Below are 12,299 nucleotides of genomic sequence, written 5' to 3' on the forward strand. Positions count from 1 at the left end.
ACGGTTCTTCCCATGTCCGACGTTTCAAACACAGTTTCCTCCGACGAACTGTCAGCGCTGTTTCGCGCCTGTCCGTGGTTCGGCGCGCTGGACGCCAGCCACCAGGATCTGGTGCTGGCCACTTCGCGCGCCGAACACGTGGCCAACGGGGCATGGATCGCGCGCCGCAATGCGCCGTCGGATTACTGGCTGGGCGTAAGCCGGGGCCTGCTGAAGCTGGCGATCTACAACGAGTCCGGGCGCAGCTGCACGTTTTCCGGGGTGCCGCCGGGCGGCTGGTTCGGCGAGGGCAGCGTCATCAAGCGCGAACTGCGCAAATACGATGTGGTGGCGATCCAGCCGTCGCTGGTGATGTTCGTGCCGGCCGCGACATTCCATGCGCTGCTGGCGGCCAGTTTGCCTTTTTCGCATTTCGTCATCGGCCAGTTGAATGACCGCATGGGCGAGTTCATCGCGTCGATCCAGAACCACCGTTTGCTGGATGCCGACGCGCGGGTGGCGCAATCGCTGGCGCAACTGTTCAACCCGCAGCTCTATCCCTCCACCGACCTGACCTTGGCGATCTCCCAGGAAGAACTCGGCTATCTGACGGGCCTGTCGCGCCAGCGCGTCAACCAGGCCTTGCAGACGCTGGCCGACAAGGAAATCCTGGCGTTGGCGTACAACCAGATCAAGGTGCTGGACCTCTATCGCCTGCGGCAATACGGGCTGGATCAGATCTGACGGCCGTCAGGCCCGCCCGGCCAGGGCGCGGTCCAGCGCCGCACGCGCCAGGATGCGGGTGGAGTCCAGCGTGGGCAGCGCGCAGTTGGCGTCGTTCAGCACCAGCGGCAGTTCGGTGCAACCCAGCACCGCGGCGTCGCAGCCGGCATCGCGCAGGCGCTCGACGATGCCTTGCAGCCGCGCCACCGAGGCGGGGTCGAATACCCCGTACACCAGTTCGTCCATGATGATGCGGCCGAGCAAAATCCGGTCGTCGGCCGAGGGCCGCGCAAATTCCAGCCCGCGTTCGGCCAACCCCGCCGGATAGACATCGCTGTCCACCAGCCAGTGGGTGCCCAGGATGCCGATGCGGCGGTGGCCGCGCGCGGCCGCGATGGCGGCGACTTCCCGGGCGATGTGCAGCCACGGCAGGGGGGAATCCGGCAGGACGCGGTCCAGCGCCTGATGGATGGTGTTGTCGGGGCAGATCAGGAAGTCCGCGCCGGCGCGGGCCAGCTTGCCCGCGGACGACAGCATCAGCGCAGCCACGCCGTCCAGGTCGCGCCGGTCCAGGCAGGCCACGTAATCGGCTAGCGAGTGCGTATGTAGGGATATCTGGGGGTGCGCATGCGGCCCCATGCGCTGCGCGCCTTCGGCGCACAAGGTGCGGTAGCAGAGGGCGGCGCCTTCGGCGGAGCAGGCGACGATTCCTATGTGCAGCGGCTCGGCGTTCATCCGGAAATCCTTGTTCAAAACCGCCGGCGACGGGCGATGGGAGGAAAGGGCAGACGCGCAGCGATTGTAAGCGGCGGGCAGCGGAAGCCCCGTCGCTGTGTTCGGGTGAAATTAACCCACTAGGGGTTGTTTATACCCGCCACCGGGACAGTGAAAAAAACCATCCAGATTGCAACACGCTGATTTGGCGAGGTTTTTTTCTGGCATGTTTTTCGCATGAGGAAACGCACCCAACCAACCGCAACACAGGAGGGCGTTCCCATCATGGGTCCGTATCGGAAATTATGGTTCACGTTGATCGCCGTGGTGGCGATCACCTTTGCACTGCTGGGCTTTTACGGTGCCGAGGTCTACCGACAGGCGCCGCCCATTCCCGGGCACGTCGTAACGACGGAAGGCCGCGCGCTGTTCGGCCGCGACGATATCCTGGATGGGCAGACCGCCTGGCAGTCCGTCGGCGGCATGCAGCTCGGCTCGATCTGGGGGCACGGCGCATACCAGGCGCCTGACTGGACGGCCGATTGGCTGCACCGCGAACTGGTCGCCTGGCTGGACCTGGCCGCGCGCGACGAGCACGGCCAGGCCTATGCGCAATTGCCGGCGCCCGCTCAGGCGGCCCTGCGCGAAGCGCTCAAGGCCGAGTACCGCGCCAACCGCAGCGACGCCGCGACCGACACGTTGACGATCACGCCGCGCCGCGCGAAGGCCATTGAGCAGACGGCCGCCTACTACGACCAGTTGTTCTCCGATGCGCCGGCGCTGCACGGCAGCCGCGAGAACTTCGCCATGAAGGAAAACACGCTGCCCGACGCCGCGCGCCGCACGCAGCTGACGCGCTTCTTCTTCTGGACGGCCTGGGCCGCGGCGACCGAACGCGAAGGCGTGGTGGTCACGTACACCAACAACTGGCCGCACGAACCGCTGATCGGCAACCATCCCAGCGCGGAAAACGTCATGTGGTCCATCATCAGCGTGGTGGTGCTGCTGGCGGGCATCGGCTTCCTGGTCTGGGCCTGGGCATTCATGCGCGGCCAGGAAGAGGAAGAGCCGCAAGCCCCCGCGCGCGATCCGCTCACGACCTTCGCCCTGACGCCTTCTCAGCGCGCCCTGGGCAAGTACCTGTTCCTGGTCGTGGCGCTGTTCGGCTTCCAGGTGCTGCTGGGCGGTTTTACCGCGCACTACACCGTTGAAGGTCAGAAGTTCTATGGCATCGACGTCTCGCAGTGGTTCCCTTATTCGCTGGTGCGCACCTGGCACATCCAGAGCGCCCTGTTCTGGATCGCAACCGGCTTCCTGGCCGCGGGCCTGTTCCTGGCCCCGCTGATCAACGGCGGACGCGATCCCAAGTTCCAGAAGATCGGCGTCGACATCCTGTTCTGGGCGCTGGTGCTGGTGGTGGTCGGCTCGTTTGCGGGCAACTACCTGGCCATTGCGCAGATCATGCCGCCCGAACTGAACTTCTGGCTTGGCCACCAAGGCTATGAATACGTGGACCTCGGCCGCCTGTGGCAGATCGGCAAGTTCGCCGGCATCTGCTTCTGGCTCGTGCTGATGCTGCGTGGCATCGTGCCCGCGCTGCGCACGCCGGGCGGCGACAAGAACCTGCTGGCGCTCCTGACGGCCTCCGTCGGCGCAATCGGCCTGTTCTACGGCGCCGGCTTCTTCTACGGCGAACGCACGCACCTGACCGTGATGGAGTACTGGCGCTGGTGGATCGTCCACCTGTGGGTCGAAGGCTTCTTCGAAGTGTTCGCCACCACCGCGCTGGCCTTCATCTTCTCGACTTTGGGCCTCGTGTCGCGCCGCATGGCCACCACCGCCAGCCTGGCCTCGGCCTCGCTGTTCATGCTGGGCGGCATTCCCGGCACGTTCCACCACCTGTACTTTGCCGGCACCACCACGCCCGTGATGGCCGTTGGCGCAAGCTTCTCGGCGCTGGAAGTCGTGCCGCTGATCGTGCTGGGCTACGAAGCCTGGGAAAACTGGCGCCTGAAGACCCGCGCCGCCTGGATGGACAACCTGAAGTGGCCGCTGATGTGCTTCGTGGCGGTGGCGTTCTGGAACATGCTGGGCGCGGGCGTCTTCGGCTTCATGATCAACCCGCCCATCTCGCTGTACTACATCCAGGGCCTGAACACCACGCCGGTGCATGCGCACGCTGCGCTGTTCGGGGTGTACGGATTCCTGGCGCTGGGCTTCACGCTGCTGGTCCTGCGCTACATCCGTCCGCAGTACGCGCTCAGCCCCGGCCTGATGAAGCTGGCGTTCTGGGGCATGAACATGGGCCTGGTCCTGATGATCTTCACCAGCCTGCTGCCCGTGGGCCTGATCCAGTTCCACGCCAGCGTCAGCGAAGGCATGTGGTACGCCCGCAGCGAAGCCTTCATGCAGCAAGACCTGCTCAAGACCCTGCGTTGGGGCCGCACGTTTGGCGACGTGGTGTTCCTCCTGGGTGCGCTGGCCATGGTCATGCAGGTGATCCTGGGCTTGCTCAGCGCCAAGCCGGCGCTGGTCGAACCGCGCCTGCAACCGAAGGCTGCGCGCGGCTAAGTCCCCGGCGTCCGCAACTTTGCGCCAGCGCAACGTTGCGGATTGCCCCGGGCGGTCCAATGGAAGCAGAGCCCGCGCCCATCCGGCGCGGGCGCTACGGAGAAACTCCGCATGCGCTTCCTGCCTTTCATCGCCGCCATCTCATTGTTGTTGACCTCTTGCGGGCCCGCAGACCGGGCCCGTTTTGCATCCCCGGACCTCACCCGCCTGCCGCCAGGCGAAATCAGCCATCAACCCCCGGGCGAAGCCGTGCGCAACGGCTATCCCGTCACGCCGGCGCCACGGCTCGTGCGCCTGCCCCGTGGCGTGGCGATCATGACCCGGCAGGTAAGTCAGGCGGAGTACGCAGCCTGCGTCGCCGCCGGCGCCTGCAAGCCGCTGGACGCGGCGCATCGCAAGGACAATTCGCCGGACCTGCCGGCCACCGGCATCAGCTGGTCGGACGCCTCGGCCTATGCGGCATGGCTGTCGGGCTCGACGGGCCAACGCTACCGCCTGCCGCACTATTCAGAATGGGTCTATGCCGCGGGCGAGGCCTACCAGGACGAAATCCAGACCGACGCGCTTGTTGGCGACGACCAATCCGCCGATGACCGCGCGCAGCGTTGGCTGGCGGAATACGACCAGCAAAGCCGGCGGGGCGGCCAGAACGCAGACACGACGGTGCGCCCGTTCGGTGCGCACGGCGTCAATGCGGCCGGCTTGAAGGACATGGCGGGCAGCGTCTGGGACTGGACGTCCGACTGCCATTCGCGGCGGGTGCTGGATGTCGTGGGGGCGGACGCCGACGACGCGCAACTGAGCCGCAACTGCGGCATCCGCGTCGCGGCGGGCAGGCATATCGCCTATCTGCCGGACTTCATCCGCGATCCCAAGAGTGGCGCGTGTTCGGTGGGTGTGCCCCCGGCGAATCTGGGGCTGCGCCTGGTGCTGGAAGAGGGCTAGCGCCGCAGGCCTTGCGCCAATATGCACCCTGCGCCGGCGGTACCTGTCAGGCGCTAGTGCGCGGCCAATTCGACGGAAGGCGGATCGACCGCGGGCGAGCCATCGCGACAGGAGAGACAGGACGCGCAGTCCATCGCGGGCTGGGCGTTTTCCGACAGGCGGGCCAGCGCCGCGGGTGATCGGAGCACGATGCGCTTGCGGCCACTGGTAACGATGCCGCGCTGCTTCCAGTCGCTGAGCAGCCGGCTCACGGTATGCAGCGTGGTGCCCGTCATTTCGGCGACGTCCTGGCGCGTGATGGGAAAGCTGATGCCGATGCCGTCCTGCATGGGTTCGCCGGATTGCTGGATCAGCCGCAGGATGGCGCGCGCCACGCGTTGTTCGACTTCGTCGTTGGACAGTTCCTGGATGCGCAGATGCGCGTCCTGCAAGCGCTGCCCCATGGTCTGTAGCGCGATCGCGCTTAGCTGTGGATGACTGGCCGTAAAGTTTTCCCAGGCCGATGCCGGCCAGGCCAGGCAGACGCTTTCCTGCACGGCCAGTACGGTGGCGGGATAAGTTGACTGCCGCATCGCGCAGGCCAGCCCGAACATATCGCCCGGATTGACATATCGCACTACGACCTGTTCTCCATCGGAGGTAAGCTGTGCAACCTTCAGGCAGCCATGCAGCAACACGAAGAAGTGAGCGCCGGCCGCACCCTGCCGATAGGCGACTTCGCCAACTTCAAGACGGCAGGGAACGGCTTCCTGGAGTGCGGCGTCCAATTGCGCATCGGACAAGGGCCTGAACAGATCCAGGTTTCGCAGCAGGGCATGGCATAAAGGCGATGGCATGGCGGTCCGCGTAGGGCCGTGGAGAAATTTTCCACGGCTCGATGGTGACACCGGTGGTGCACCCTGGCAATGCACGGGAGGCCGCAGGGTTATCCCGAATTTGCGCTACAACAAAGAACGCGAACTCCCGCGGTTCTTCAATGGAGTTGCCGACAGACTCGGCTTTGAAGAAACCGAAAGAGGAGTTGCACATGAACGCGTTGCGTCCCACCCTGCTTGCCGCTGCCCTGGTTCTAACGATGACCGGGGGTCTGGCTTTCGCCCAGGATGCCGACAAGCTGCCGCGCGCCAAAGTCACGCTGGTCGCCCCGCCGATGGTCCACCCGCATGAGCAGGTGGCCAAGTCCGGCCCGAAGGTTGTCGAGTTCACCATGACTATCGAGGAAAAGAAGATGGTCATCGATGGCAAGGGCACCACGCTGCAGGCAATGACGTTCAACGGCTCCATGCCCGGCCCGACGATGGTCGTGCACGAAGGTGACTACGTCGAATTGACGCTGGTCAACCCGAAGACCAACGCGATGCCGCACAACGTGGACTTCCACGCTGCAACGGGCGCGCTGGGCGGCGCCAAGCTCACCAACGTGAATCCGGGCGAACAAGCCACGCTGCGCTTCAAGGCGGATCGCAGCGGCACCTTCGTCTATCACTGCGCGCCCGAAGGCATGGTGCCGTGGCACGTGGTGTCGGGCATGAGCGGCACCATCATGGTGTTGCCGCGCGAGGGCCTGAAGGATCCTCAGGGCAAGCCGCTGCACTACGATCGCGCCTACACCATCGGCGAATTCGACCTGTACATTCCCAAGGACGCCAACGGCAAATACAAGGACTACGCCACGCTGGCCGAAAGCTACGGCGATACCGTGGAAGTCATGCGCAAGCTGACGCCCTCGCACATCGTCTTCAACGGCAAGGTGGGCTCACTGACCGGCGACAACGCGCTGACCGCCAAGGTTGGCGAAACCGTGCTGCTGATCCACTCGCAGGCCAACCGCGACACGCGTCCGCACCTGATCGGCGGGCACGGCGACTGGGTCTGGGAAACGGGCAAGTTTGCCAATCCGCCTGAAAAGAACTTGGAAACCTGGTTCATTCGCGGCGGCTCGGCCGGAGCGGCGCTCTACACGTTCAAGCAGCCGGGCGTCTACGCCTACCTGAACCACAACCTGATCGAAGCCTTTGAATTGGGCGCGGCCGGGCACATCAAGGTCGAAGGCAAGTGGAACGACGATCTGATGAAGCAGATCAAGGCGCCGGGTCCCATCCCTCAATGATGGTCTGACGGCGGGGCGCGCGCTGGTGCGCGCTTTGCAGCCGAGCATCTCAGCCGAGCATCTCAGCCGCGCATCTCAGCCGAGCATCACAGCCGAACATCTCGGCCGCGCTATCGCCGCGCCTCGCCGCCTTCGTCCCGAACCCTTAGCCCGGAATCCTTGTCATGACCCACATTGCTCGAATTGCCTTTGCCCTTGCGCTGGCGGGCCTGCCCGCGCAGCACGCCGCTGCCGATACCCTGGCGGCCATGAACCCCGCAGGAGAAAAACTCTACAAGTCGGCCTGTGTCGTATGCCATGCCAGCGGCGTGGCCAATGCGCCCAAGCTGGGCGACAAACAGGCCTGGACGCCGTTTCTGGCACAAGGCGCGGATGCGCTGATGGTCACCGTGCTGAAAGGCAAGGGCGCCATGCCGCCGCGCGGCGGTTCGGCCGCGGACGACGCCACGCTGCGAGCAGCGGTGGAATACATGATGGCCGCCGCCCGCTAGCGCAAGGCGGGACTCACACGCGGCGCGCCAACAGCGCCCAGACTCCGGCGGCCGACAGCAGCGCGCCGCCGCCCAGATTGAAGCCGCGCTGCGCGCGCGGCGAAGACAGCATGCGCCGGGCCGAACCCGCAAAAGCCGCATACATGGCGGCGTTGATGCCGGCGCATGCGACGAACGTGGCCGACAGCATCCACAGCTGGCGCGTCACGTCGCCGGCGGGGTCGATGAACTGCGGCAGGAAAGCCACGAAGAAAATCATGCCCTTGGGGTTCAGGGCCGTGACCAGGTACGTGTTGGCAAACAGCTTCCAGCGCGAACCCACGGCCGTCGCGGCGGGCAGGGTGGCGGGGGACACCCCGGCCCGCAGCAGCCGGAAGCCCAGATACAGCAGGTACAGGCCGCCGACGGTCTTGACCACCATGAACCAGAACGCCGACGCCGCAAGCAGTGCGCCCAGGCCCAGCAGCGACAGCACCAAGGCGGTGGAATCGCCCAGCGCCACGGCCAGCACCAGCGGCAGGCGTGCGCGCTTGCCATGGGCGATTGAATAACTGATCACCGTCAGGATGGTGGGGCCGGGCAGCATGACAAGCACCGCCGAGGCGCCCAGGAACGCCAGCCAGGTTTCGAAAGACATGGGTCGAGCTCCCGATAAGAAGTCCGGCTTGCACGCCGGCTGCGGCCAATGTATCCCAAGCCATGCCGCCTGAAAACCCGCGCGGCCCGGCCGCCGCGCGTGTGTGGCAAGCCCGGTGGTGTTAAATACAGCTTTCCCGGACAGTGAACGCCGGCCCCCAGGCCGCGCGAAGGAAACGACATGGCATTTGATTTTGATCTGTTTGTGATCGGCGCGGGCTCTGGCGGCGTGCGCGCGGCCCGCTTCGCGGCCAGCTTCGGCGCGCGCGTGGCGGTGGCGGAAAGCCGCTACCTGGGAGGCACGTGCGTGAACGTGGGCTGCGTGCCCAAGAAGCTGCTGGTGTATGGCGCGCACTACAGCGAAGACTTCGAGCAGGCGCATGGCTTCGGGTGGGCTGCCGGCAAGCCGACGTTCGACTGGGCCACGCTGATCGCCAACAAGAATCGCGAGATCGATCGCCTGAACGGCATTTACCGCAATCTGCTGGTCAACAGCGGCGTGACGCTGCTGGAAGGCCATGCCCGTATCGTGGATCCGCAGCGCGTAGAGATCAACGGCAAGACCTACAGCGCCGCCCACATCCTGGTGGCGACGGGCGGCTGGCCCCAGGTGCCCGAGATCCCGGGCAAGGAACACGCCATCACGTCGAACGAGGCCTTCTTCCTGAAGGAACTGCCGCGCCGCGTGCTGGTGGTGGGCGGCGGCTACATCGCGGTTGAATTTGCCTCGATTTTCAATGGCATGGGCGCGCAGACCATCCAGTCCTACCGCGGTCCGCTGTTCCTGCGCGGCTTTGACCAGGGCGTGCGCGAGCACCTGCGCGACGAACTCGTCAAGAAGGGCATCGACCTGCGTTTCAACACCGAGGTCGTGCGCATCGACAAGCAGGCAGACGGCTCGCTGGCCGCCACGCTGAAGGATGGCTCCGTGATCGAGACCGATTGCGTGTTCTACGCCACCGGGCGCCGTCCGATGCTGGACAACCTGGGGCTGGAGAACACCGCCGTCAAGCTCAGGGCCGACGGCTTCATCGACGTGAACGACGAGTACCAGACGGCGGAGCCGTCGATCCTGGCCATCGGTGACGTGATCGGTCGCGTGCCATTGACGCCCGTGGCGTTGGCCGAAGGCATGGCGGTGGCGCGTCGGCTGTTCCGTCCGGCGGAATACCGCAAGGTGGATTACAAGCTGATTCCGACCGCGGTGTTCAGCCTGCCGAACATTGGCACGGTCGGCATGACGACCGACGAGGCGCGCGACGCCGGATACGAGCTCCGGTTGTTCGAAAGCCGTTTCCGCCCCATGAAGCTGACGCTGACCGAATCGCAGGAGAGGACGCTGATGAAGGTGATCGTCGACGCGCAGACCGATCGCGTGCTGGGCGTGCACATGGTCGGTCCGGACGCCGGCGAGATCGTGCAGGGTCTTGCCGTGGCGCTGAAGGCCGGCGCCACCAAGGCGGTGTTCGACGACACCATCGGCATCCATCCCACGGCCGCCGAAGAGTTCGTGACCATGCGCACGCCCGTGGCGCAGTAAGCCTTGCATGGACGGACGCTACAGGCGTTCGATCATGGCGCGCGCCGCCGCCGGCGCGCGTTCCTTTGCCCCATTGATGAAATACGCGAAGACGTCCTGCGATCCGGCCGCCGTTGGCCGCTTGTGGATCAGCGGCAGGTCGGCCGGGTCGGCGCCGCCGGACCATGCGCGCAGGCGATCGGCCCATGCGTCCAGCGCCTTGGGCGCATAACCCGCCTTGAACGACGTGCTGGCGCGCATCAGCCGTGCGTAGACGAAGTCCGCCGTCCGGTCGGCGATGGAGGGAAAGTCGTCGCTATCGGTGTAGACGGTGGCCGCGCCGTGGCGGCGCGCCAGTTCGATGTATTCCTCGCATGCGAAGCTGGGATGGCGCACGTCCAGCGCGTGCCGCAGCGGCAGGCCATCCAGTTTGTCCGGCAGCAGTTCCAGGAAGGCCCCGAAGTCTTCCGGGTCGAATTGCTTGGTGGGGGCAAACTGCCAGACGATCGGCCCCAGCTTGGAACCCAGTTCGGCGATGCCGCTGTTCAGGAAGCGGCTGATCGATTCGCCGGCGCCCGCCAGTTCGCGGCGGTTGGTGCTGTAGCGCGACGCCTTCAGCGAAAACACGAAATCCTCGGGCGTTTCGTCTCGCCATTTGGCGAAGGTGGCGGGCTTCTGGGTGCCGTAATAGGTGCCGTTGATTTCGATGGCGGTGACCTGCCGGCTGGCATATTCCAGCTCGCGCGCATGGGGCAGGTCTTCGGGATAGAAGACGCCGCGCCAGGGTTCGAAGGTCCAGCCTCCGATGCCGACCCGGATGGCGGCGGACCTGGATTTCGGGGATGCAGGGCGTTTCGGCATGCCGAAGCTCCGTCGGGATGGGCGAACGGCTAACTGTATCGCCGGCGCTACTTGCCGCCAACCCCTGCGGAAAAGTCCGCTGTTCCGGTACAGTTTTGGGCTAAGGTGTGCATTCACATCCAAACTCTTTTTCGTCCCGCCACGGTCCATCATGCCCGACCTGACTCATTTGCTGACTTTCGCCCTGGTTGCCCTGGGCATGGTGCTCACGCCTGGGCCCAACATGATCTACCTGGTGTCGCGATCCATCTCCCAAGGTCCGCAGGCGGGCCTGATTTCGCTGGGCGGCGTGGCGGTCGGATTCATCTTCTATGTGGCCTGTGCGGCGTTTGGCATCACCGCCTTGCTGATGGCGGTGCCCTACGCCTACGACGCCCTGCGTATCGGCGGGGCGCTATACCTGCTGTATATGGCGTGGCAGGCGGTGCGGCCCGGCGGCCGCTCGCCGTTCCAGGTCCATGACCTGCCCAAGAGCAGCCCGCGCCAGCTCTTCACGATGGGGCTGCTGACCAACCTGCTCAATCCCAAGATCGCCGTCATGTATGTGTCGCTGCTGCCGCAGTTCATCCAGCCCGACCACGGCAGCGTGTTCACCCAATCGCTGGCGCTGGGCATGACGCAGGTGGTGATCAGCCTGTCGGTGAATGCGCTCATCGCCATCATGGCCGGCTCCATCGCCGGCTTCCTCGCGGGACGCCCGCTGTGGATGGTGCTGCAGCGCTGGCTGATGGGCACGGTCCTGGCGGGTCTTGCCGTGCGCATGCTGACGGACGCGCGTCGCTGATGCAGAGCCAGGACGGATTTTTTGCGACGCTGGGCGGGATGCTTGGCGAGGGCCTGCGCGCCATCGTGGCGGGCATCAAATGGCTGTTGGGCGGGCTGGGCGGCGCCTTGGCGGACTTCTACGCGGGGCTGGCCGGCGCGATGGGCATGAGCCCGTCGCTGTTCAATCTGGTGTTGCTGGCGCTGGGCCTGATGTTCCTGTGGGGCGCCGTGAAGGCGCTGCTGCGGCGTTCCATCATCGGCTTTTTGTTCTGGCTGTTCATGACCGTGCTGGTGCTGGGCGGACTGGTGGATTAGGCCCCTGCGGGCGGGCGCGGCTCAGGCGTCCGCGGCTGAGGCTCGCCCGGCTGAAGTCCCCCGGAAAAGAGCTGGTCCAGCGCGTCGCGCAGCAACGCCACGCGGGGATGCAGCGCGCCTTCCCGATGGATCAGCGCCACCACGCTGGAAGGCGGCTCGGGCGTCACGCGTATCTGTTTGACCGAACCCGCCAGCAACGGGCTGCGGCGCAGCAGCGTCATGTCCGGGACGATGCCTCCTGGTCGGCCTGATGCAGACGCTGGCGCTTGAAGGCGAGCGCTATGGCGTGCGGGTGAACTGCCTGGCGCCGACGGCCGCCACGGCGATGACCGAGGGGCTGCTCGATGCGCAGGCGCTGGCGCTGCTTGAGCCGGCGTCGGTCAGCCCGGCGCTGATCGCGCTGGTGACGGAAAATGCGCCGACCCGGACCGTGCTGATGGCGGGAGCGGGCAGCTTTGAACAGGCCCACATCACGATGACGCGCGGCGTTTTCCTGGACGAGTCCGAGTTGTCGGCGCAAGCGGTGATCGCGCGGCTGGACGATATCGCCGATCGCGGGGGCGAAACGGTGCCGGCCACGGGCTTCGATCAATTGCGCCACGAGATCGCCAAGGCGCAGGCGTCCGAGCCAGCCTGCGCGGCGAGCGCGCAGGCGATCTGAGCCGGGGCC

At 65.9% G+C, this 12,299-nt stretch carries 14 protein-coding genes; 9 read left to right on the top strand and 5 right to left on the bottom strand.

Annotation, left to right across the window (positions count from 1 at the left end; translation table 11 throughout):
* Positions 1–12 precede the first annotated feature (12 nt).
* Positions 13–723 carry a Crp/Fnr family transcriptional regulator gene (locus RT614_RS01030; protein ID WP_313619671.1) on the top strand — a complete coding sequence of 237 codons (711 nt, stop codon included), beginning with the start codon at positions 13–15 and terminating at the stop codon, positions 721–723.
* A 6-nt stretch (positions 724–729) separates the two neighbouring features.
* Here the strand turns inward: RT614_RS01030 and RT614_RS01035 are convergent, their stop codons facing one another.
* Positions 730–1,437 carry an aspartate/glutamate racemase family protein gene (locus tag RT614_RS01035; protein ID WP_313619672.1) on the bottom strand — a complete coding sequence of 236 codons (708 nt, stop codon included), beginning with the start codon at positions 1,435–1,437 and terminating at the stop codon, positions 730–732.
* A gap of 264 nt (positions 1,438–1,701) precedes the next feature.
* Between RT614_RS01035 and RT614_RS01040 the strand changes: the two genes are divergently transcribed.
* On the top strand, positions 1,702–3,987 hold the full coding sequence (locus RT614_RS01040; protein ID WP_313620621.1) for a nitric-oxide reductase large subunit: 2,286 nt from the start codon (positions 1,702–1,704) through the stop codon (positions 3,985–3,987).
* Between the two features lie 111 nt (positions 3,988–4,098).
* Positions 4,099–4,932: an SUMF1/EgtB/PvdO family nonheme iron enzyme gene (locus RT614_RS01045; RefSeq protein ID WP_313619673.1), complete on the top strand. Its 834-nt coding sequence runs from the start codon at positions 4,099–4,101 to the stop codon at positions 4,930–4,932.
* A gap of 53 nt (positions 4,933–4,985) precedes the next feature.
* On the opposite strand, the gene RT614_RS01050 is transcribed toward RT614_RS01045, so the two are convergent.
* A complete protein-coding gene (locus RT614_RS01050; protein ID WP_313619675.1) occupies positions 4,986–5,768 on the bottom strand; it encodes a Crp/Fnr family transcriptional regulator in 783 nt (260 codons plus the stop codon).
* A gap of 191 nt (positions 5,769–5,959) precedes the next feature.
* Between RT614_RS01050 and nirK the strand changes: the two genes are divergently transcribed.
* Together nirK and RT614_RS01060 are read left to right on the top strand one after the other, a co-directional pair.
* A complete protein-coding gene (nirK, locus tag RT614_RS01055) occupies positions 5,960–7,042 on the top strand; it encodes a copper-containing nitrite reductase (protein ID WP_313619677.1) in 1,083 nt (360 codons plus the stop codon).
* 164 nt (positions 7,043–7,206) lie between these two features.
* Positions 7,207–7,533: a c-type cytochrome gene (locus RT614_RS01060; RefSeq protein WP_313619678.1), complete on the top strand. Its 327-nt coding sequence runs from the start codon at positions 7,207–7,209 to the stop codon at positions 7,531–7,533.
* A gap of 13 nt (positions 7,534–7,546) precedes the next feature.
* Here the strand turns inward: RT614_RS01060 and RT614_RS01065 are convergent, their stop codons facing one another.
* On the bottom strand, positions 7,547–8,170 hold the full coding sequence (locus tag RT614_RS01065) for a LysE family translocator (protein ID WP_313619679.1): 624 nt from the start codon (positions 8,168–8,170) through the stop codon (positions 7,547–7,549).
* A gap of 180 nt (positions 8,171–8,350) precedes the next feature.
* Here RT614_RS01065 and gorA point away from each other — a divergent pair, with 180 nt between their 5' ends.
* Positions 8,351–9,709 carry a glutathione-disulfide reductase gene (gorA, locus tag RT614_RS01070; protein ID WP_313619680.1) on the top strand — a complete coding sequence of 453 codons (1,359 nt, stop codon included), beginning with the start codon at positions 8,351–8,353 and terminating at the stop codon, positions 9,707–9,709.
* Positions 9,710–9,727: 18 nt separating this feature from the next.
* Here the strand turns inward: gorA and RT614_RS01075 are convergent, their stop codons facing one another.
* Complete coding sequence (locus tag RT614_RS01075; protein WP_313619682.1) at positions 9,728–10,549, bottom strand: DUF72 domain-containing protein; 822 nt, start codon at positions 10,547–10,549, stop codon at positions 9,728–9,730.
* Between the two features lie 151 nt (positions 10,550–10,700).
* Here RT614_RS01075 and RT614_RS01080 point away from each other — a divergent pair, with 151 nt between their 5' ends.
* Positions 10,701–11,333 carry a LysE family translocator gene (locus RT614_RS01080; protein ID WP_313619683.1) on the top strand — a complete coding sequence of 211 codons (633 nt, stop codon included), beginning with the start codon at positions 10,701–10,703 and terminating at the stop codon, positions 11,331–11,333.
* The gene (locus RT614_RS01085; RefSeq protein ID WP_313619684.1) at positions 11,333–11,629 is read left to right on the top strand and encodes a hypothetical protein; all 297 of its coding nucleotides are present in this window, start codon (positions 11,333–11,335) and stop codon (positions 11,627–11,629) included. The genes RT614_RS01080 and RT614_RS01085 overlap by 1 nt, the downstream gene beginning before the upstream one ends.
* Here the strand turns inward: RT614_RS01085 and RT614_RS01090 are convergent.
* Positions 11,626–11,850, bottom strand: a complete 225-nt coding sequence (locus RT614_RS01090) for a hypothetical protein (protein WP_313619685.1) — start codon at positions 11,848–11,850, stop codon at positions 11,626–11,628. The two genes, RT614_RS01085 and RT614_RS01090, sit on opposite strands and share 4 nt — an antisense overlap.
* 29 nt (positions 11,851–11,879) lie before the next feature.
* Between RT614_RS01090 and RT614_RS01095 the strand changes: the two genes are divergently transcribed.
* Positions 11,880–12,290: a hypothetical protein gene (locus RT614_RS01095; protein ID WP_313619686.1), complete on the top strand. Its 411-nt coding sequence runs from the start codon at positions 11,880–11,882 to the stop codon at positions 12,288–12,290.
* Positions 12,291–12,299 lie beyond the last annotated feature (9 nt).

Source organism: Achromobacter sp., from assembly GCF_032102605.1.
In the GTDB taxonomy this organism is placed as follows: Bacteria; Pseudomonadota; Gammaproteobacteria; order Burkholderiales; family Burkholderiaceae_B; genus Achromobacter.